We start from the raw sequence: 19411 nt of genomic DNA, 5'->3' as shown, positions 1-19411 counted from the left end.
GGCCTCCAGCGTGCAGTAGCGCGCTGGAGACACCGCAATGCGGCCGCGCCGCCGCCTCCACCGAAAATCGGAGATTTTCGAGCAGCCAGCGTGCAGTAGCGCGCTGGCGACCTCGCGCGGTCGCGGCGACACAGGGTCGCCGCGGCGCGCGCCGACCGCACCGCCCCGCACAGCACCGCACCGCCGGCGGACGAACGTTTTTCGCAAATGAGGCGGAACTCCCGCCGTGAGTCCAGCCTGATCAGTCCGGTTACAGTGCATCGCTCTGCTGGCTGTCAAACGTTCGGCGCGCGCGAGAAACGCGCGCGAGGGAGCCCGCAGCGGCGGTCGCGAGCGGTACGTTGCGGTCGCGCGACCGCGGCTGCGGCGAGGATGGGGAGGTCTGAGGCCACGCTTGACTCGACAGCCGGTGTGGAGACTCACCGAGCAACGGGGTACAACGACTTATCGGACAGAAAACGTCCTGGCGGACTGAAAGGGCGAGCCGGTCGCGGGCGCTCAGACGACCCCTATCGGCGCCGGGCTGTGCGGAGAGGCGCCGATATGTCGCTGAGCGCCCGAGGGCTTTCTAGATGTTGGTGACAAACGCAGCAGGGAGCTTGACCACGTGATCCCCAACATCACCACCAACACCCACGCCCACCCACACGTACGGATCGACCGGCAGCGTTTACGCGGTCGCGTTCGAACGGCCGCGCATGCCCAGACCGAAAGCGGAGTTCGCGGAGACGTACCCCTGCGACTTCTACACGGCGGCGGAGCTGCTGGAGTCGGAGCAGATGTACACGGTGCCGGAGATCGCCCGACTGCTACAGGGGCTGGAGCCTGACGCCGAGATCGACGAGGGGACCGAGGCCGTGCTCGTCGACTGGGCGATCCCGTGGGTGATGACCAACGCCGAGGACCTCGTGGTCGCGGAGCCGCCGGAGCCCGACGCGCCGGGGTACTACGGGCTCGCGGAGCACGCGGCGGATACCGCCGACGCGGAGGACGCGACCGGCTCCGACGACGCCTGATCCGAGTTCCGGCGACCGACGGCACACTCCGGGGGGCTTTAGGTGGCCGGCCGCGTTCCCACCGACAGACCACCCGGGCCGGCCGCGGCCGCGGGAACTTCCACCCATGCAACAGTACCTCGACCTCGTCGACGAGACCCTCTCGACGGGCACGTACAAGCCGAACCGCACGGGGGTCGACACCGTCGCGACGTTCAACGGCGGCTACACGATCGACCTCTCGGAGGGTTTCCCCCTGCTGACGACCAAGAAACTCGACGGCTACCGTTGGAACTCGCTGATCCACGAGGTGCTGTGGTACCTCTCCGGCGAGGAGCACGTCCGGAACCTCCGCGAACACACGAAGATCTGGGACGCCTGGGCCGACGAGGAGGGCCGGCTCGACACCGCTTACGGGCGCTTCTGGCGCCGCTACCCCGTCCCCGAGGGCGGGCTGGAGGGCGAGACGTGGCCCGATGAGAGCCAGCGCTGGGTCACCGTCGAGGAGGACGCGGAGGGGAAGCAGGTCCGCACGTTCGACCAGATACAGTACGTCCTCGACACCCTCGAGGAGAACCCGCACTCGCGGCGCATGGTCGTGAACGCGTGGCACCCCGCGAACGCGGCCGTCTCGACGCTCCCCCCCTGTCACTACACGTTCGTCGTCAACGTGCAGGGCGGCAAGCTCAACCTGCACCTCACGCAGCGCTCCGGCGACGTGGCCCTCGGCGTCCCCTTCAACATCGCGGCGTACGCGCTGCTGGCGAAGGCCATCGCGCAGCGCACGGAGTTCGAGGTCGGCGAGTTCGGCCACACCATTGTCGACGCGCACGTCTACTGCGGCACCGGCGACCGCGGGGCGTGGTACGGCGACAACCTCGACCGCCTGCAGGACCGGCTCGCGGGCGTCGAGGAGAAAGCCGGCTACCGCGACGTGCGCGCGTGGCTGGAGGACGAGGCGCCCGCGGAGGCGGCGGGCGAGGAGAACTACGACCACGTCCCCGGCCTGCTCGAACAGCTCTCCCGCGAGCCCCGCGAGCGCCCCCGGATCGAGATCGCCGACAAGCCGCTCGACGAGTTGACCTACGACGACGTCGAACTGGTCGACTACGACTCCGCGGAGGGGCTCTCCTTCGCGGTCGCGGAGTGAGGACATGGGCGAGGTGAACGAGGGAGGAGACCCGGGCACGCCGCCGGAGCCGCCAGCGGACCTCACTCTCACGCTGATCGCCGCGGTGGCGGAGAACGGCGTCATCGGCGCGGACGGCGGGATGCCGTGGCACTACCCGGCCGACCTCGCGCACTTCAAGGAGACCACGACGGGCCACCCCGTGATCCTCGGCCGGGCGACCTACGAGAGCATCGCGGGCCAGATCGGCGGGCCGCTGCCGGACCGGACGAACGTGGTCCTCTCGCGGCGCGACCTCGACCTCCCCGAGGGCGCGGTGCAGGCCGGGAGCCTCGACGAGGCGCTCGCCGTCGCCGCGGCGGACGCCCGCGAGCGCGGCGTCGACGAGGTGTTCGTCGCCGGCGGCGCCCGCGTCTACGAGCAGTTCCTCCCGGTCGCGGACCGACTCCGGATCACGGAGATCGAGGACGCTCACGAGGGCGACACGCGGTTCCCGGAGCGGGACCCCGCGGCGTGGACCGAAGTTTCCCGCGACGAACGCGAGGACCTCGCGTTCGTCGTTTACGAGCGCCGGGGCGAGTCCGGGAATCCCCCCGCCGAGTGAGAGGGAAGGGCCCCTACGGTTCGTCGAGCCACGGGAACGAGAGGTCCTCACGGCGCCCGTTCAGCACCGGGAACCGCTCGCCGCGGCGGCGCTCCAGCCAGCCGAGGAGCCGAGCGGCCCAGTCGAGTTTCCGCGCCTTCGCCTCGGCGACGCGCGGGTCGTCGAACTCCCACCCGACGAACCGGAGTTCCGCGGCGCCGAAGTGGTCGGCGAGGAACGCCGCGCGGTCGCCGTCGGTGAAGCCGCCGAAGTTCTCGACGGCGCCGCGCGGTTCCGCCTGCGTCGTCACGAGCGTCGCGTCGGCTTCGAACGCCGGGAGCCACTCGCGGACCGCGGGGACGTTGTCGCCGTGTGCGTGGGCCGCGACGGGCGTCCCGTCCGCCGTCAGGTCGCGTGCCGTCTCCGGGTTCTTGTCGAGGTCGGTCACCATCAGGTCGACGGTCACGCCCTCCTCCCGGAGCGCGTCCGCGGCCGTCGAGGCGGCGACGACGGCGTCCGCGGCCCTCGCCGCGGCAATGTCGCTCCGCGTGGTCAGCGACGGCGCGGCGCCCGCGACCGCGACCGTCGCGTCCTCCAGGAACGCGAGCCGGCCGTGGTCGAACGGGGTCGCCAGTTCCGCCGCCACGTCGCGGGCGCGCTCGTCGGCCGCCCGGTCGTACCCGAAGTCGGCGAGCACGGCCTCGTAGGCGGGTTCCCACTCGGTGAAGTTCACGCGGCATCCCCCCCTGATCCGGTCGCGTCGCCGGCCGCAGAACCACGCCGGACCAACGGACGGCGCCGCCGCTGGCGAGCGTAACTGTATGGGCCGGAGTGGCACAGAGTACCCCTACCCACGTGCCCTTCCGGCGTCCGGTCGAACCGTTGTTGGCAAAGGGGCATAAACTTTCTCTTAGCTGAAGGACCGCCTTATTCTCCGCAGAACATCGCCGAGAGCATCCGACTGGCCGGAATACCCCTCCTCGACCGCGGCGAGCGCGGCGGGGGTGCCGATGAGCAGCCCGCTGGCCGGTTCGGGGGCGGGATCCCCGCCGTCGGTCGAGGGCGACGCCGTCGATGCTCCCTCGGTCTCGGTCGCGGCTGCTCCGGCGGGCGCGAAGGCGGCGTCGGTCTCAGCGACGGCCGCCCGCAGGGCCCCGCGCTCCTCCGGCGAAAGCCCCCCGAGTTCGTAGGTCCGGACGACGCTCCGGTCGGCGATATCGGGGCCGTCGGGGCTCTCGCGTCCCGCCGTCGCGTTCAGCCTGTCGAGGTGGCGCTCGGCCTCACGCGGCGTCGTCACGTCCAGCTCCTCGACGGTCACCTCGGCGTCCGGGCCCGTCTCGCGGAGGCGGTCGCGGGCGAACTCCTTGCCGATCAGCGCCGCGTCGCGGGTCTCCGCCACGTCGTGGGTCCGGATCACGTGGGCGCCGCGCTCGACCGCCATCGAGGTGGCCGCCAGCGAGACGGGCAGGGCGTCCTCGGTGTCGCGGTCGGCGACGGACCGGAGGAAGTTCTTGCGGTTGATCGAGACCAGCAGGGGGCGGCCGTAGCCGCGGAACTCCCGCAGGCGCCGGAACGTCTCGCGGTCGTGTTCGAGCGTCTTCGCCTCCGACCAGCCGCCGAAGGCCGGGTCGAGGATGGTCTTGTCGGTGAAGCCGTTCTGCGCCAGCGCCTCGTAGATGTCGTCGACCTCCTCGACCGCGCCCGGACGCTCCAGGTCCGGCGGCGAGGCCATCTTCGCCACCGCGGCGTCGCGGGCCGCACAGACCTCGGGCATCTTCGGGTCGGCGAAGCCGCAGATGTCGTTGACCATGTCGAACCCCCGGTCGAGGGCCGCCTCGGCGACCTCGTGGTAGCGCGTCTCGATGGACCACACGGCGTCGCCGGCGGTCGACGCCAGCGTCTCGACCGCGGTGTCGAGCCGGTCCAGTTCCTGTTCCGCGGAGAGCACCTCGAAGCGCTTGTTGGCTGACTCGAGTCCCACGTCGACGATGTCGGCGCCCTCGTCGATCAGCTCCTCGTCCACGTACTCGGCCGCCTCCCCAGGGTCGTCGAAGACGCTCGGCGAGTACGGCGACTCCTTCGAGACGTTGAGCACCCCCATGATGCGCGGGGGGTGATCGTCGCCGATCCCCAACCCCGCGGCGTCCACGTTTCGCATGGGCGGATCGTGGGGCGCGCGGACCATAGGTCGTCCGGAAGCGGCGGGGGAGGTGGCCCCCTCGCGGACCGGCGGGACCGCGACCGCGAACCCCGGAAGGACGCGTTTTTAACCGCCCGCACCCGACGTTCGGACATGTCTAAGGTGAGCGTCGGCCTCCGCGGATGGCGGTTCGAGGAGTCCGAGATATTCACCCCCGAGGGGGAGTTCAAACCCCTCGACGAGATCCCCGAGGAGCCGCGCGAGCGCCTCCTCCGGCTGACGAAGCTCGTCGAGGAGCCCTGTGACGCCTGCTACCTCGAGTACGGCGAAGAGGAGATCCAGAAGGCCCGACAGGCCGAGATCGTCTACGGCGAACCGCTCGGCGAGGTGCTGCTGTGTCCCGCCCACGAGGCGGACTTCCTCTACTGGTTCCGCGAGGCGGGCGGCGACGCCTACCGCGGCGACCCGGAGCTGTCCGACGCCTTCCACGAGTGGTACGCGGCCGGCAACCGCGCGCCGGAGGGCTACGAGGGGATCGATCACGTCGACGACGACCCCGAGGGGGTCCCGGAACCGCCGGACCAGAAAGAGGTACAGCGCCGGCTCGAGGAGGAGTTCGAGGGGCGTCGGATCGACCTCCACGAGTACGGCCCCGACGAGGGCGACGCGGTCGACCCCGAGGACCGGCTGACCGCCGAGGACCTCTCCGAGTCTGACCTGGACCTCTCGACCGACTACCCCTCGGACCAATGAGCGGGGGAGAGAACGCGGCGGCGGACGGCGCCGATGGGCCGACCGCGAACGCCGGCGAGGATGACGCAGCCGCCGACAGCAACGCAGCCGCCGGCAAAAGCGCCGCCGCCGCGGTCGAGCGCGCCGAGGCCGCGGACGCGCCGACGGGCCCCCGCACGCAGAAGCCGGTCGTGGTCGTCGTCGAGCCTGAGACGCCGGGCAACGTCGGCTCCATCGCCCGGGCGATGAAGAACTTCGGGCTCTCGGAGCTGAAGCTGGTGGACCCGCCGGAGATCGACCGCGACAGCGAGGCGTACGGCTTCGCGGGCCACGCCCGCGAGGACGTGCTCCCCAACGCCGAGGAGGTGACCTTCGATGAGGTCGTCGAGAACTACCACACCGTCGGGACCACCGCCATCACCGGCGAGGACTCCCGCAGCGGCGTCCGGTTCCCGTTCAAGACGCCGGTCGAGCTGAAGGAGTCGCTGAAGACCGTCGAGACGCGGACGGCGCTGGTGTTCGGCCGCGAGAGCCGCGGGCTGAACAACGAGGAACTCCGACAGCTCGACGAGGTCTGCTCGATCCCCGCGGATTCGGAGTACCCCGTGCTCAACCTCGCGCAGGCGGCCAACATCGTGTTCTACGAACTCCGCGAGCTGAACGTCGGAGCGTACCAGCTCCCGGACGTGGAGCGCGAGCGCGCCGACGCCGCGGACGTGGAGCGGTTCCATGACTACTTCGCGGAGTTCCTCGACCGGGCGGGCCAGAAGGAGCACCAGCGCGACAAGGCCGCGGTGCTGATGCGCCGCCTGCTCGGGCGCGCGCACCCGACCGACCGCGAGGTCCACACGCTGCTGGGCGCGTTCCGCAAGGCGAACAAGAAGCTCGACCACCTCACGGAGCTGGCCGCGAAGTACGACGAGCCGGTCTACCCCAGCGGCCCCTCGGGCGACGAGGTCGTCGAGGAGTAGCGGTCGAGCGGCGGCGATAGCGGTCGGCCTTTTCGCGTTCCGCTCGCCCGCCACCCAAGAGCGTCGGCTTCAAGCCCCGCCCGGCCGATCCGGGAGTATGTTCGTCGAAGGGACGGTCCTCCGCGGCCGCGATTTCGAACCGGTGGAGGGACGCGTGGTCGTCAGGGACGGCGAGATCGCCGCGATCGAGGAACGGGAGACCGACAGCGACGACCTGATCTGCCCGGCGTTCGTCAATGCCCACACGCACATCGGCGACTCCGTGGCGAAAGAGGCCGGCGGGGGACTCTCGCTGGACGAGCTCGTCGCCCCGCCGGACGGGCTCAAACACCGCATCCTGCGCGCGACCGACCGCGCCGAGAAGGTCGAGGCGATGGCGCGGTCGCTGCGCTACATGGAGGCGACCGGCACCGGGACGTTCCTGGAGTTCCGCGAGGGCGGCGTCGAGGGCGTCGAGGCGCTCCGGGACGCGCTGGCGGGCCGCGACGGCGCCGAGGCGGTCGGGGAGCGCGACGTCGACGCGGTGATCCTCGGTCGCGAGGAGGAAGCGGTCCTGGAGGTGGCCGACGGCTTCGGCGCCTCCGGCGCGCGCGACGCCCACTTCGAGAGCGAGCGAACCGCGACCCGCGAGGCCGACAAGCTGTTCGGCATCCACGCCGGCGAGCGCGACGACCTCGACATCAACCCCGCGATGGACCTCAGGCCCGACTTCCTCGTCCACATGGTCCACGCCGGCGAGGAGCACTTGGACCGGCTCGCCGACCGCGCGACGCCCGTGGTCGTCTGTCCGCGCTCGAACCTCGTCACGAACGTCGGCATGCCGCCGATCCGGGAGCTGGCCGAGCACACGACCGTCGCGCTCGGGACGGACAACGTGATGCTCAACTCGCCGTCGATGTTCCGCGAGATGGAGTTCACGAACAAGCTCGCGGACGTCTCCGCGGCCGAGGTGCTCCGGATGGCGACGGTCAACGGCGCCGAGATCGCAGGCCTGAACAGGGGCGTCATCGAGGAGGGAGCTGACGGCAAACTGCTGGTGCTCGACGGCGACTCCGACAACCTCGCCGGCGCGCGCGACCCCGTGCGGGCGGTCGTCCGCCGCGCGGGCGAGGGCGACGTGAAGCAGGTCGTGCTGTAGCGCCGCGGAGCGCGAAGTCGACCGCGGGACAGTAACCGTTTTGCCGCTCCCCGGTCGCCGATAGTCCATGCACGCGATCACTCGGTCCGGCTGGATCGAGGTCATCTCCGGGTCGATGTTCTCCGGCAAGACGGAGGAGCTCATCCGCCGGCTCCGGCGCTCGGAGATCGCCGACCAGTCGGTTGCGGCGTTCACGCCCGCGATCGACGACCGCTACGGCGAGACGACCATCGGCTCGCACAACGGCCGACAGTGGGCGGCGACCGTGGTGGACAACGAGGGCGAGGGGCCTCGGGAGATCCTCGACCGGTACGACGGCGAGGCCGTGGTCGCGGTCGACGAGGCGAACTTCTTCTCGAACGCGCTGGTCGACGTCTGCTCGGAGTTGGCCGACCGCGGCGCCCGCGTCATCGTCTCCGGCACGGACCAGACGTTCCGCGGCGAGCCGTTCGACCCGCTCCCGCAGCTGATGGCGGTCGCGGAGTACGTCGACAAGCTCCAGGCGATCTGCACGCAGTGCGGCGAGCCCGCCACGCGCAACCAGCGCCTCATCGAGGGCGAGCCGGCCCACGTCGACGACCCGACCATCCTGGTCGGCGCTGAGGAGTCCTACGAGGCGCGCTGCCGGAACTGTCACACCCTGCTGACCGGCGAGCGCCCCGATGGACGCCCGGCCGGTGGCGACTGAGACACGCCAGCCGACGCGGCCGACCCCGATCCGAGCGACAAACGAGACCGATACGGAGTGATGCAGACCGATTCAGGCACCTCGATTTTCTGAAACTCGTGTCGGTGCGGTGCTGTGCGGTCGCGGAGCGGTGCGGTTGCGGTGCGGCGGGCGCGCGCCGCGGCGACCCTGTGTCGCCGCGACCGCGCGAGGGAGGCGGCGGCGCGGCCGCCTGCTGTGCGGTTCCGCGGCCGCGCCGCCGCCGAGGCTGGGGAGGTGCGAGGCCTGCGGTGCGGTCGCGGGGCGGTGGGTGGGACTGAAAGGGGCAGTCGGCTCGGTCCGGCCCCGACGACGTAAGCACCGCAGCGGGCTGTGCGGAGAGCGAGGAGCGCAGCGAGGCGCGGCCGGGCGAGCCGGCTGGGGCTTTCTAGACGTTGCTGTCTAGAGCAGCAGGCTCAACAGCAGTTATGGAAGCATAATCTGACAGAAAAACAGGACAATCACCGTACTCTACTCAGTATCGGGCTGATGTACACCGGTACGGCGCGTCCTTTAACCCGCTCGGCCGAGAAGCACCGGTGCGTGCCTTTAGTCCTCGCCCGAGTACTCCCGGACGGGAGCGATGACGGAGCGACGAACCCGGGCACGCGACACGACCGTCGTCACGTCACGACGACCGCCCGCCACGAGGGTTTCCCGGTCGACACGGCACGCCGCCAGAGATGAGACCGGTCGTTAGTGTCGCGGGCGATATCGATCAATCCCGCAGCCGCGGCTCCAACACGGGCGATGTCCGCCGAGGATCCGCAACGCAGTCGGCAGTCGGCAGTCGCGCCGCCGGAACCGCGCCTGTCTGGTCCCGCCGTGCGGTCGGGTCGAAGCACGCCCCCGGAGTGGCGACCTCGAAACACGAACGGCCGACTCGTCACCGGGTATAAGCCTCGCCCCCCACTTCGTCCGGCCATGTACGTCACGTTTCTGGGTACCGGGAGCGCGATGCCCGTCCCCGGGCGCGCACAGAGCGGGATCCTGCTGGAGACCGGCGACCGTGCGCTGCTCGTCGACTGCGGCAGCGGCGTGCTGGGCCGGCTCACCGGCACCGACGTCGGCTACGAGGGGGTCGGCACCGTCCTGCTCACGCATCACCACCTCGACCACGTCGCGGACCTCCTCCCGCTGCTGAAAGCGCGCTGGCTCGCGGGCGAGGAGCACCTCGAGGTGGTCGGCCCGGCCGGGACGAAGGACCTGCTCGACGACCTGCTGGAGGTGCACGACTACCTCCTGGACCGGATCGACCTTTCGATCCGCGAGGTGAGCGACGACCGACCCTTCGAGGCGGGCGGGTTCGCGGCCGCGGCTCGCGAGACGCGCCACTCCAAGCCGGGGTTCGCGTATCGGTTCGCGCCCGTGGACGCCGACGTGGCGCCGGGGTCTGGCCCGTTCGTCTTCTCCGGCGACACGGAGGCCTTCGAGGGGATGGCGCGGTTCGCGGACGGCGCGCGCGCCCTCGCGCACGACTGTTCGTTCCCGGACGACATCGACGTGTCGAACCACCCGACGCCGACGCAACTCGGCAGCGCACTGGCGGGCGCGGCGGTCGAGCACCTGTTTCTGACGCACCTCTACCCCCACACGCAGGGCAAGGAGGACGAGATGGCGGAGAGCGTCCGCGCGGCCGGGTTCGACGGGGAGATCCGGTTCGCGGAGGACGGACTGCGCCTCGAACTGTAGCTCCGACCGCCGGCGGAGAACCCGACGCCGGAACGGACCGACAGGCTTGTATGACTCGGTTGTATTATCTGGTAATATGGTGTTCAGCGACGAACTCCTCGACGCCGGAAGCGAGCTGTGGGCGGCACAGAAGCGGCACCCCTTCGTGGTCGAACTGGCGGAGGGGACGCTCGACGAGGCCGCGTTCCTGACGTGGGTGCGGCAGGACTACCGCTACCTGCTCGACTACGCGCGGACGTTCGCGGTCGGGGGCGCGGGCGTCCGCGACGAGGAGACGATGGCGCACCTGTTCGGCGTCGCCCACCGCGTGCTCGACGACGAGCTCGACCTCCACCGGTCGTTCGCCGCGGAGTACGGCATCGACCGCGCGGAGCTGGAGCGCGTCGAGAAGGCGCCCACCTGCGTCGCCTACACGAACTACCTGCTGCGGACCGCCGAGTCGCGGTCGGTCCCGGAGTTCGCGGCCGCGATCTACCCCTGCGGACAGGGTTACCTCGACGTGGCCGAGCACATGGCCGAGATCGCCGACGGCGAGCACCGGTACACGCCCTTCATCGAGAAGTACACGAGCGACGCCTTCCGCGAGGCCGTCGACTGGATGCGCGCGTTCGTCGACCGCTGCGGCGCGGCCTACCCCGGCTATCACGACGCGATGCGCGAGGCGTTCCTGACGAGCGCACGGCTCGAACACGCGTTCTGGGAGATGGCCTACACCGAGGAGGACTGGGGGACGCCGAGGCCCGCGGCCGTCGACGCCGGCACGCCGGGATCGACGTAACCCTCGGCGGTTGCGCGAGCGCCGCCGCGACCCCGTTGCTTAAGCGCACCTGGACACACCCTCCCTACATGAGCGGCCCACTCGCGGACGAGTTCGGGCGGGAGGTCACCGGGGTGCGGGTATCGCTGACCGACCGCTGTAACTTCGACTGCGTCTACTGTCACAACGAGGGGCTCGGGGACACGCGGGGTCCGATGGAGCCGAGCGAGGACGAGATGAGCGCCGACGACGTGGTGCGTTTCCTCGAGGTCGTCGAGGAGTACGGCGTCGACTCGGTGAAGTTCACCGGCGGCGAGCCCATGCTTCGGCAGGACTTGGAGGAGATCATCCGCCGCACGCCCGACTCGATGGAGGTCTCGATGACCACCAACGGCACCTTCCTCCCCGGACGCGCCGAGGCGCTGAAGGAGGCGGGCCTCGACCGCGTCAACGTCTCGCAGGACGCGCTCGACCCCGAGGAGTTCGCGGCCGTCACCAAGTCCGGTGCCTACGAGCAGGTGCTGGAGGGCGTCGAGGCCGCCCTCGACGCCGGGCTCGCGCCCGTGAAGCTCAACATGGTCGTCTTCGAGCACACCGCGGGCTACGTCGAGGGCATGGTCGACCACGTCGCGCGGAACGACGGCCTCCAGCTCCAGCTCATCGAGTACATGCCGGAGCTGACCGGCAAGCCGGAGTGGAACATCGACATCCAGCGCGTCCACGACTGGCTCGCCGACATCGCCGACCGCGTCGAGCACCGCGAGATGCACGACCGCAAGCGCTACTTCATCAACGACGCGGCCGCGCCCGAGGTCGACCTCGACGGCGGCGCGGTCGACGCCGACCACCCCGACGCCGCCGGCACCGGCATGGTCGAGATCGTCGACCCGGTCGAGAACGAGTCCTTCTGTGCCAACTGCGGCCGCGTCCGCGTCACCCACGAGGGCTACCTCAAGGGCTGTCTGAACCGCAACGACGACCTCCGGTCGATGGGCGAGATGTCCCGCGCCGAGATCGCCGAGACCTTCGAGGCGGTCGTCGCCAACCGCGTCCCCTACTACGGCGAGTACCTGGTTGAGAACGACGACGGTGAGTACGAGTTCAACGAGAAATACCTCGGCACGACGCCCGCCTCCGACTCCTCCCAGTCGTCCTCATCGTCGTCTTCTTCGTCCCCACAGTCCTCGTCGTCCTCGTCCGCGGACTGACCCTCGACCTTTTTCTGCGTCGGGTTCGCGCGGCGCAAGCGCCGCGCTCACCGCTCCTTGAAAAATGTCGATCAAAAAGGGCCGCGGGCGGCGCTGCGGGCGCTTCGCGCCCTCGCGCCGCCGCGGTCCCACAAACCTCGACAACCGTACCGCCACAAACCTCGACAACCGTACCGCCACAAACCTCGACAACCGTACCGCCACAAACCTCGACAACCGTACCGCCACAAACCTCGACAACCGTACCGCCACAGCACCGCAACCGCACAACACCGCATCGGTTTCGCGTGAAGTGTTGGACGCTTCGCCACTACCCACGTTCAGTTTCGCCGCGGTGTGACTCCTTATGTATGTGGTGTGAGAACTACCAACAATGCCTGTTCGGGAGTCGGGCCCCGAGCGAGTCAACGCCTTTCTGATCGGCGACCGCTATCTCTTTCGGCATTACTTCGACGGCGACGCGGTCTTCGATCGGCTGAAGCCCTACTACGAACACGACGAGTATCGGTTCGCGGTCCCGCCGCGGCGCTTCGAGCAGATCCAGGCGTTTCTGGCCGACAGGGACTACGACCTGCGTGTCGTCGACGACCCCGCGCCGTTCGTCGTGGTGGTCCGCAAGTACCGCTCCCACCCGGAAAACGTCTTCAAAGCGGCCGTCCACCGATGGTCGACGCCCAACCACAACTGCTTCCTCCTCCGCGACGAGGGGTCGGTCGAGACGGCGGTCCGGTCCGGGGCGACGCGGCTTCCGGAGACATCCCTGTCGGTGTCGTTCGCGGACGGAGGGTGAGCCGGTCGCGGTACGACGCGCCGTGGGAACGCGCGTCACGGGGCGCGGCTTCCGTGATGTTTAAGTGCGGATACCGGGTTGATCGGAACGCACGTACTGTAGGGGCGGCGGGTCCCGAGTCCGAGAGGGCGACGTTACAAACGCGGGTTGCGGTAGCCAAGTCTGGCCCAAGGCGCAGGGTTGCTAACTCTGTGGCGTCTACGCCTCCGGGGTTCGAATCCCCGCCGCAACGCTCGAACCGACCCGAGTCCAGTATCGGACTCACAGACCTCAAGACATGAGTGCAGAAGAACCAGAGGACGACTTGACCGAAGAGGAGGCCGAGAACCTCCAGTACTTCGTTCGGATCGGGGGCGCGGACCTCGACGGGACGAAGACGGTCGAGCGAAGCCTCTCCGAACTCAACGGAATCGGCACGCGGACGGCGCGTCTCGTCGCCGAGAAGGCCGACGTGGACCGCAAGGCCACGTTCGGGCTGCTCGACGAGGACGACATCGACGCCGTCGTCGACGTCGTGGAGAACTTCGAGGACCACGTCCCCGAGTGGATGGTTAACCGGCAGAAGGACTTCTTCACCGGCGAGACCTCCCACAAGATCGGGACGGATCTCTCGGAGCAGCGGCGCCACGACATCAACCGCATGAAACAGATCAGCTCCTACAAGGGGCTCCGACACAAGCGCGGACAGAAGGTCCGCGGACAGCGCACGAAGTCCACCGGTCGTACCGAGGGGACCATCGGCGTCAACGTCGAGGAGATCCGCGAGGAGCAGGCGGAAGAGGAAGCGGCAGGTGAGGAAGAATGAGTACCGGCAAAAACACCAAGGGCTACGAGACCCCGAACCACCCGTTCCAGGGCGAGCGAATCGCCGAGGAGTCCGACCTCGTCGACCGCTACGGCCTGAAGAACAAAGAGGAGTTCTGGCGCGCCCAGTCCGAGCTGCGCAACATGCGCCGCGAGGCGCGGAGCCTGCTCGGCGACGCACAGGGTGACGTCGAGGCGGCCCAGGAGGCCGGCTCGGAGTTCGTCGCGCGACTTCGCCGACTCGACATCCTCGGCGAGAACGACGACATCTCCGCGGTCCTGTCGCTGGACGTGACGGACCTGCTCGAGCGCCGTCTCCAGACGGTCGTCTACCGCGAGGGCCTCGCGTCCTCGACCAGCCAGGCACGGCAGTTCATCGTCCACGGGCACGTCACCGTCGACGGCGCCCGCGTCACGCGGCCGTCGAAGAAGGTCGAGGTGTCCGAGGAGGACGCCGTGGCCTTCGACGAGAACAGCCCGCTGGCAGACGACCTCCACCCCGAGCGGGCGGAGGGTCAGGAGTAACCACCAATGAGCGAGACAGAAGAGAGCAAGTGGGGCATCGCCCACGTGTACGCGTCGTTCAACAACACGCTCATCACGGTCACCGACGAGACCGGCGCCGAGACGATCGCCAAGTCCTCCGGCGGGACCGTCGTGAAGCAGAACCGCGACGAGGCCTCGCCGTACGCGGCCATGCAGATGGCCGAGGTCATCGCGGAGGAGATCAAGGCGGCCGGTCTGGAGGGCGTGCACGTTCGCGTGCGCGGCCCCGGCGGCAACCTGAACAAGTCCTCGGGGCCCGGCGCGCAGGCGACGATCAGCGCGCTGGCGCGGGCCGGCATCGAGATCGGCCGCATCGAGGACGTGACGCCCATCCCGCACGACGGGACGAAGGCGCCGAAGAACAAGCGAGTCTAACATGAGCGACGCCGACTTCGACGTCCAGTACATCGAACGCGACGACCGCAGCGCGCGGGTGCTGATCCGCGGGCTCACGCCGGCGTTCGCGAACGGCATCCGCCGCGCGATGATCGCCGACGTGCCGACGTTCTCGATCGACACCGTTCGGTTCGTCGAGAACTCCTCGGTCATGTTCGACGAGATGATCGGCCTCCGTCTGGGCCTCGTGCCGCTGACGACGCCGCTCGACGAGTTCGAGGTCGGCGACGAGGTCACCCTCGCGCTCGACGTCGAGGGACCGGCGACCGCCTACTCCGGGGACATCGAGACCTCGGAGCCGATGGTGGAGCCGGCCGACGACAACGTTCCGATCATCGAGCTGAAGGAGGGCCAGCGGATCGAGCTGGAAGCCGACGCGGTGCTCGACACCGGCAAGGAGCACGCCAAACATCAGGGCGGCGTCTCCGTCGGCTACCGCCACCTCCAGCGCGTCACGGTCGAGGGCGACCGCGGCGAGTTCGACGAGGACGAGACGAACGTGCTCCGCGGGGTCATCGAGACCGAGGACGGCGACATCGTCCCGACCGCGGCGTTCGACCACGACCTCTCCGAGAAGTACCCCGGAAAGGAACTGACCGTCGAGGACGTCCCCGGCGCGTTCGTCTTCCACATCGAGACCGACGGCTCGCTGTCCGTCGAGGAACTGCTGCTCCGCGCGATCGACACCATCGAGGAGCGCGCGGACGAACTGCACACGAAAGTTAGCGTCTAACGACGTATGACCACCCGAATCACCACTTCCCGACCGACGCTCGCCGCCCCGTCGACCACCGCGGTCGACGGCGGCGGCACCGCCGCGAGCGGCGCCGACGGTACGTGCCGTCAGCCGTTCGCACGCGTGCGTCGGACCGAAAGTGGTTTTACGGGTGGTCGACTACCGTGGAGTGCACGCAGGGATAGCCAAGTCAGGCCAACGGCGCAGCGTTCAGGGCGCTGTCCTGTAGAGGTCCGCAGGTTCAAATCCTGCTCCCTGCACTCCACTTCTTTCAGACCCTCACACACGGAGGGACACCTATGAGTAGCAAGACGAACCCGAGACTACAGAACCTCATCGCCGAGCTGAAGTCGGTCTCGCGCGAGTCCGGAGCCAACGTTTGGCAGGACATCGCGGACCGGCTGGAGAAGCCCCGGCGCACGCACGCGGAGGTCAACCTGGGCCGCATCGAGCGGTACGCCCAGGAAGACGAGACCGTGATCGTTCCCGGCAAGGTGCTGGGAAGCGGTGCGCTGGAGAAGAACGTCACCGTCGCGGCCGTCGACTTCTCCGGGAGCGCCCGGACGAAGATCGAGCAGGCCGGCGAGACGCTGACGCTCGAACAGGCTGTCGAACAGAACCCCGACGGAAACAACGTGAGGATCCTCCGATGAGTCTGGCAGAGTTCAACGCCGACCTCGTCGTGGACGCCCGCGACTGCATCCTCGGACGCGTCTCCTCGAACGTGGCACAGGCCGCGCTCGACGGCGACCGCGTCGCCGTGGTGAACGCCGAGCACGCGGTCATCACCGGCAACACCGAGGACACGATGGACACCTACGAGACCCGGGCCGACCTCGGCTCGGACAGCGGGCCGTACTTCCCGAAGCGCCCGGACCGCATCTTCAAGCGAACGATCCGCGGCATGGTCCCGTACAAGACGGACCGTGGCCGCGAGGCGTTCTCGAACGTGCGCGTCTACGTGGGCAACCCCTACGAGCGCGACGACGACCACGAGGCGGTCGTCCTCGACGGCACCTCGCTGGACCGACTGTCCAACATCAAGTTCACCACGCTCGGAGAGGTCTCCGAGAAACTGGGAGCTAACGTCACATGGTAACGAACACTTCAGGCAAGAAGAAGACGGCCGTCGCCCGCGCCACCGTGAGCGACGGTGACGGCCGCGTTCGCATCGACTCCCAGCCCGTCGAGCTGGTCGAACCCGAGCAGGCGCGCCTCAAGATGCTGGAGCCGTTCCGCATCGCGGGCGAGGACCTCCGCGAGGACGTCGACATCGACATCGACGTCTCCGGCGGCGGCTTCAGCGGGCAGGCCGACGCGGCCCGCACCGCCATCGCCCGCGGCCTCGTGCAGCACTTCGGCGACGCCGAACTGCGCGACGCCTACATGGACTTCGACCGCACGCTGCTGGTCAACGACGTGCGCCAGGCCGAGCCCAAGAAGTGGGGCGGTCCCGGTGCCCGCGCGCGCTACCAGAAGTCCTACCGCTAGGTGATCCATCCATGATGATTCCCGTCCGGTGTTTCACGTGCGGCAACGTCATCGGCGAACACTGGGAGGAGTTCAAGGCCCGCGCCCGCGAGGGTGACGAGGACCCCGGCGAGGTGCTCGACGAGCTGGGCGTCGACCGGCACTGCTGTCGCCGGATGATGGTCAGCCACCGCGACCTCGTCGACGTGGTCTCCCCCTACCAGTAACCATGACGACACAACACCACAATCGGTACGAGAAGGCCCGCATCCTCGGCGCGCGAGCGCTGCAGGTGTCACACGGCGCGCCCGTGTTGACGGAGACCGACCGGACCGAACCGATCCTCGTCGCGGCCGAGGAGTACGACGCGGGCGTCCTGCCCTTCACGGTGCGCCGGGAGGAGCAGTAGTGACCCGCATCCAGTCGGTGTCGCTCCGGCGCGTGCTCGACTCTCGTGGCAACCCCACGGTCGAGGCGGACGTGCTGACGGAGTCCGGCGGCTTCGGCCGCGCCGCGGCGCCCTCCGGGGCGTCGACCGGCGAGTACGAGGCCATCGAACTCCCGCCGCAGGAGGCCATCGCGTCGGCCCGAGAGCTGGCGGTCCCCCGACTGACGGGGCTGTACGCCGGCGACCAGCGAGAGGTCGACGCCGCGCTGCGCGGCGCCGACGGCACCGAGGACTTCTCGGAGATCGGCGCCAACAGCGCGGTCGCGATCTCGATGGCGGCCGCGAAGGCCGCCGCCGACGTGCTCGGTGCGCCGCTGTACCAGCACCTCGGCGGCGCGTTCCGCGGCGACAACTTCCCGGTTCCGCTCGGCAACGTCGTCGGCGGCGGGGAACACGCCAAGGAGGCGACCCACATCCAGGAGTTCCTCGCGGCCCCCGTCGGCGCGCCGAGCGTCGAGGAGGCCGTCTTCGCCAACGCGGCGGTCCACGCGGCCGTCGGCGACGTGCTCGACGAGCGCGGCGTTCCCGCGGCGAAGGGCGACGAGGGCGCGTGGGCGCCCGCGGTCACGGACGCGGAGGCGTTCGAGATCGTCGACGAGGCGACCGACCGCGTCGAGTCGGAGGTCGGCTTCGAGATCCGCTTCGGCCTCGATATGGCCGCCGCGGAGCTGTACGACGCCGACGCCGGTTCGGACGGCGCCTACGTCTACGGCGACGAGGAGAAGTCGCCGGCCGAGCAGGTCGACTACGTGGCCGACCTCGTCGACGAGTACGACCTCGCCTACGTCGAGGACCCGCTCGACGAGAACGACTACGAGCGGTTCGCCGAGCTGACCGACCGGGTCGGCGACCGCACGCTGGTCTGCGGTGACGACCTATTCGTCACGAACGTCGACCGGCTCCGGACGGGCATCGAGCAGGGCGCAGCCAACAGCATCCTGATCAAGCCCAACCAGATCGGCACGCTCTCGGACACCGTCGACGCCGTCGAGCTTGCGGCGCGCAACGGCTACGAGACCGTCATCTCCCACCGTTCGGGGGAGACGGAGGACACCACCATCGCACACCTCGCCGTGGCGACCGACGCCGGCTACATCAAGACCGGCACGGTCGGGGGCGAGCGAACCGCCAAGCTCAACGAACTGATCCGCATCGCGGACGACGCAGTATGACCGAGGACAACGACGCGGTCGAACTCGAGGAGGATGCCGAGCCCGAGGAGGCCGGCGAGCCCGTCGAGGAGGAGACCGCCACGACAGACGAACAGCCCGCCGAGGCGGCCGACGAGGCCGCCGCGGAGGAAGACGACGCGTCCCCGTTCGACGAGGACGTCATGCCCGACGAGGAGGCCGACCTCCTCATCCCCGTCGAGGACTACCTCGGTGCCGGTGTCCACATCGGTACCCAGCAGAAGACGAAGGACATGGCGCGGTTCATCCACCGCGTCCGTGACGACGGGCTCTACGTGCTCGACGTGAGCCAGACGGACGGCCGCATCCGCACGGCCGCCGACTTCCTGGCCAACTACAACCCCGAGCAGATCCTCGTCACCAGCTCCCGGCAGTACGGCCGCTTCCCGGCCGAGAAGTTCGCGGACGCCATCGGCGCCCGCGCCCGCACCGGGCGGTTCATCCCGGGCACGCTGACGAACCCCGACTACGCCGGCTACATCGAGCCGGACGTGCTCGTGGTGACTGACCCCATCGGCGACGCGCAGGCGGTCAAGGAGGCCATCACGGTCGGCATCCCCGTCATCGCCATGTGCGACTCGAACAACCAGGTCTCGAACGTCGACCTCGTCATCCCGACGAACAACAAGGGCCGTCGCGCCCTGTCGGTCGTCTACTGGCTGCTCGCCAACGAGACGCTCGACCGCCGCGGCGCCGACACGGTCTACGCCCTCGAGGACTTCGAGGCCGAGCTGTAAGCCGGTTTTCCTCCTTCGATCCGACCTTCAGTTTCCGCTTTCCGTTCCCGCCAGCGGCCGCTCCCGGTCGCGAGTGCGTACTGATACCGATACTTAGTGTTGCAGACCGATTCGGAAATCTCGCTTTTCTGAAACTCCCGGCGGTGCGGTGCCGTGCGGTCGGCGCGCGCCGCGGCGACCCTGTGTCGCCGCGACCGCGCGAGGTCGCCAGCGCGCCACTGCACGCTGGCTGCTCGAAAATCT

General features: G+C 69.3%; 23 protein-coding genes, 2 tRNA genes and 1 pseudogene. 24 read left to right on the top strand and 2 right to left on the bottom strand.

Going from position 1 to position 19411, the window contains the following annotated elements:
* The first annotated feature begins 698 nt into the window (after nt 1–698).
* The 3 genes from ACQE3L_RS15265 (at nt 699) to ACQE3L_RS15255 (ending at nt 2728) form a co-directional block, all read left to right on the top strand.
* Nucleotides 699–1016, top strand: a complete 318-nt coding sequence (locus ACQE3L_RS15265; protein WP_426964718.1) for a DUF5827 family protein — start codon at nt 699–701, stop codon at nt 1014–1016.
* A gap of 106 nt (nt 1017–1122) precedes the next feature.
* The gene (gene thyA, locus ACQE3L_RS15260; protein ID WP_426964717.1) at nt 1123–2145 is read left to right on the top strand and encodes a thymidylate synthase; all 1023 of its coding nucleotides are present in this window, start codon (nt 1123–1125) and stop codon (nt 2143–2145) included.
* Nucleotides 2146–2149: 4 nt separating this feature from the next.
* Entirely contained in the window at nt 2150–2728 is a 579-nt protein-coding gene (locus tag ACQE3L_RS15255; protein WP_426964716.1) for a dihydrofolate reductase, read from the top strand.
* A 13-nt stretch (nt 2729–2741) separates the two neighbouring features.
* Here the strand turns inward: ACQE3L_RS15255 and ACQE3L_RS15250 are convergent, their stop codons facing one another.
* On the bottom strand, nt 2742–3440 hold the full coding sequence (locus ACQE3L_RS15250) for a 6-hydroxymethylpterin diphosphokinase MptE-like protein (RefSeq protein ID WP_426964715.1): 699 nt from the start codon (nt 3438–3440) through the stop codon (nt 2742–2744).
* 177 nt (nt 3441–3617) lie between these two features.
* Nucleotides 3618–4865: a dihydropteroate synthase gene (gene folP / locus ACQE3L_RS15245; RefSeq protein ID WP_426964714.1), complete on the bottom strand. Its 1248-nt coding sequence runs from the start codon at nt 4863–4865 to the stop codon at nt 3618–3620.
* A gap of 135 nt (nt 4866–5000) precedes the next feature.
* On the opposite strand from folP, the gene ACQE3L_RS15240 reads away from it, so the two are divergent.
* From ACQE3L_RS15240 to rpsB, 21 genes and pseudogenes are all read left to right on the top strand, one after another.
* Nucleotides 5001–5600, top strand: coding sequence for a DUF8114 family protein (locus ACQE3L_RS15240; protein ID WP_426964713.1), 600 nt, complete (start codon nt 5001–5003; stop codon nt 5598–5600).
* Nucleotides 5597–6550 carry an RNA methyltransferase gene (locus tag ACQE3L_RS15235; RefSeq protein WP_426964712.1) on the top strand — a complete coding sequence of 318 codons (954 nt, stop codon included), beginning with the start codon at nt 5597–5599 and terminating at the stop codon, nt 6548–6550. The genes ACQE3L_RS15240 and ACQE3L_RS15235 overlap by 4 nt, the downstream gene beginning before the upstream one ends.
* A gap of 97 nt (nt 6551–6647) precedes the next feature.
* On the top strand, nt 6648–7688 hold the full coding sequence (locus tag ACQE3L_RS15230; protein WP_426964711.1) for an amidohydrolase family protein: 1041 nt from the start codon (nt 6648–6650) through the stop codon (nt 7686–7688).
* A 67-nt stretch (nt 7689–7755) separates the two neighbouring features.
* Nucleotides 7756–8376: a thymidine kinase gene (locus ACQE3L_RS15225; RefSeq protein ID WP_426964710.1), complete on the top strand. Its 621-nt coding sequence runs from the start codon at nt 7756–7758 to the stop codon at nt 8374–8376.
* 942 nt (nt 8377–9318) lie between these two features.
* Nucleotides 9319–10086 carry an MBL fold metallo-hydrolase gene (locus tag ACQE3L_RS15220; protein WP_426964709.1) on the top strand — a complete coding sequence of 256 codons (768 nt, stop codon included), beginning with the start codon at nt 9319–9321 and terminating at the stop codon, nt 10084–10086.
* Nucleotides 10087–10162: 76 nt separating this feature from the next.
* A complete protein-coding gene (tenA, locus tag ACQE3L_RS15215; RefSeq protein WP_426964708.1) occupies nt 10163–10864 on the top strand; it encodes a thiaminase II in 702 nt (233 codons plus the stop codon).
* 68 nt (nt 10865–10932) lie between these two features.
* Nucleotides 10933–11982: pseudogene (gene moaA / locus ACQE3L_RS15210) on the top strand (GTP 3',8-cyclase MoaA); the annotation flags it as partial.
* A 442-nt stretch (nt 11983–12424) separates the two neighbouring features.
* Nucleotides 12425–12841, top strand: a complete 417-nt coding sequence (locus tag ACQE3L_RS15205) for a hypothetical protein (RefSeq protein WP_426964707.1) — start codon at nt 12425–12427, stop codon at nt 12839–12841.
* Nucleotides 12842–12987: 146 nt separating this feature from the next.
* Nucleotides 12988–13073 (top strand) — tRNA-Ser (locus tag ACQE3L_RS15200).
* A gap of 45 nt (nt 13074–13118) precedes the next feature.
* Nucleotides 13119–13646: a 30S ribosomal protein S13 gene (locus ACQE3L_RS15195; protein WP_426964706.1), complete on the top strand. Its 528-nt coding sequence runs from the start codon at nt 13119–13121 to the stop codon at nt 13644–13646.
* Nucleotides 13643–14170, top strand: a complete 528-nt coding sequence (locus tag ACQE3L_RS15190) for a 30S ribosomal protein S4 (protein WP_426964705.1) — start codon at nt 13643–13645, stop codon at nt 14168–14170. The genes ACQE3L_RS15195 and ACQE3L_RS15190 overlap by 4 nt, the downstream gene beginning before the upstream one ends.
* Nucleotides 14171–14176: 6 nt before the next feature.
* A complete protein-coding gene (locus tag ACQE3L_RS15185; RefSeq protein WP_426964704.1) occupies nt 14177–14566 on the top strand; it encodes a 30S ribosomal protein S11 in 390 nt (129 codons plus the stop codon).
* A 1-nt stretch (nt 14567) separates the two neighbouring features.
* Nucleotides 14568–15320 carry a DNA-directed RNA polymerase subunit D gene (locus ACQE3L_RS15180; RefSeq protein WP_426964703.1) on the top strand — a complete coding sequence of 251 codons (753 nt, stop codon included), beginning with the start codon at nt 14568–14570 and terminating at the stop codon, nt 15318–15320.
* A gap of 178 nt (nt 15321–15498) precedes the next feature.
* A tRNA-Leu gene (locus tag ACQE3L_RS15175) sits at nt 15499–15583 on the top strand.
* 39 nt (nt 15584–15622) lie between these two features.
* The gene (locus tag ACQE3L_RS15170; RefSeq protein WP_426964702.1) at nt 15623–15976 is read left to right on the top strand and encodes a 50S ribosomal protein L18e; all 354 of its coding nucleotides are present in this window, start codon (nt 15623–15625) and stop codon (nt 15974–15976) included.
* The gene (locus ACQE3L_RS15165) at nt 15973–16422 is read left to right on the top strand and encodes a 50S ribosomal protein L13 (protein WP_426964701.1); all 450 of its coding nucleotides are present in this window, start codon (nt 15973–15975) and stop codon (nt 16420–16422) included. The genes ACQE3L_RS15170 and ACQE3L_RS15165 overlap by 4 nt, the downstream gene beginning before the upstream one ends.
* Complete coding sequence (locus ACQE3L_RS15160; RefSeq protein WP_426964700.1) at nt 16416–16814, top strand: 30S ribosomal protein S9; 399 nt, start codon at nt 16416–16418, stop codon at nt 16812–16814. Before ACQE3L_RS15165 ends, ACQE3L_RS15160 begins: the two co-directional genes overlap by 7 nt.
* Nucleotides 16815–16825: 11 nt before the next feature.
* Nucleotides 16826–17020 carry a DNA-directed RNA polymerase subunit N gene (locus ACQE3L_RS15155; protein WP_426964699.1) on the top strand — a complete coding sequence of 65 codons (195 nt, stop codon included), beginning with the start codon at nt 16826–16828 and terminating at the stop codon, nt 17018–17020.
* A 2-nt stretch (nt 17021–17022) separates the two neighbouring features.
* Entirely contained in the window at nt 17023–17202 is a 180-nt protein-coding gene (locus ACQE3L_RS15150; RefSeq protein ID WP_058365788.1) for a DNA-directed RNA polymerase subunit K, read from the top strand.
* Nucleotides 17202–18413: a phosphopyruvate hydratase gene (gene eno, locus ACQE3L_RS15145; RefSeq protein WP_426964698.1), complete on the top strand. Its 1212-nt coding sequence runs from the start codon at nt 17202–17204 to the stop codon at nt 18411–18413. The genes ACQE3L_RS15150 and eno overlap by 1 nt, the downstream gene beginning before the upstream one ends.
* On the top strand, nt 18410–19168 hold the full coding sequence (rpsB, locus tag ACQE3L_RS15140; protein WP_426964697.1) for a 30S ribosomal protein S2: 759 nt from the start codon (nt 18410–18412) through the stop codon (nt 19166–19168). Before eno ends, rpsB begins: the two co-directional genes overlap by 4 nt.
* The last annotated feature ends 243 nt before the right edge of the window (nt 19169–19411 follow it).

Source organism: Haloparvum alkalitolerans, assembly GCF_050122995.1.
Taxonomy (GTDB): Archaea; Halobacteriota; Halobacteria; order Halobacteriales; family Haloferacaceae; genus Haloparvum; species Haloparvum alkalitolerans.
This window is presented reverse-complemented; position numbering and strand designations above follow the sequence as displayed.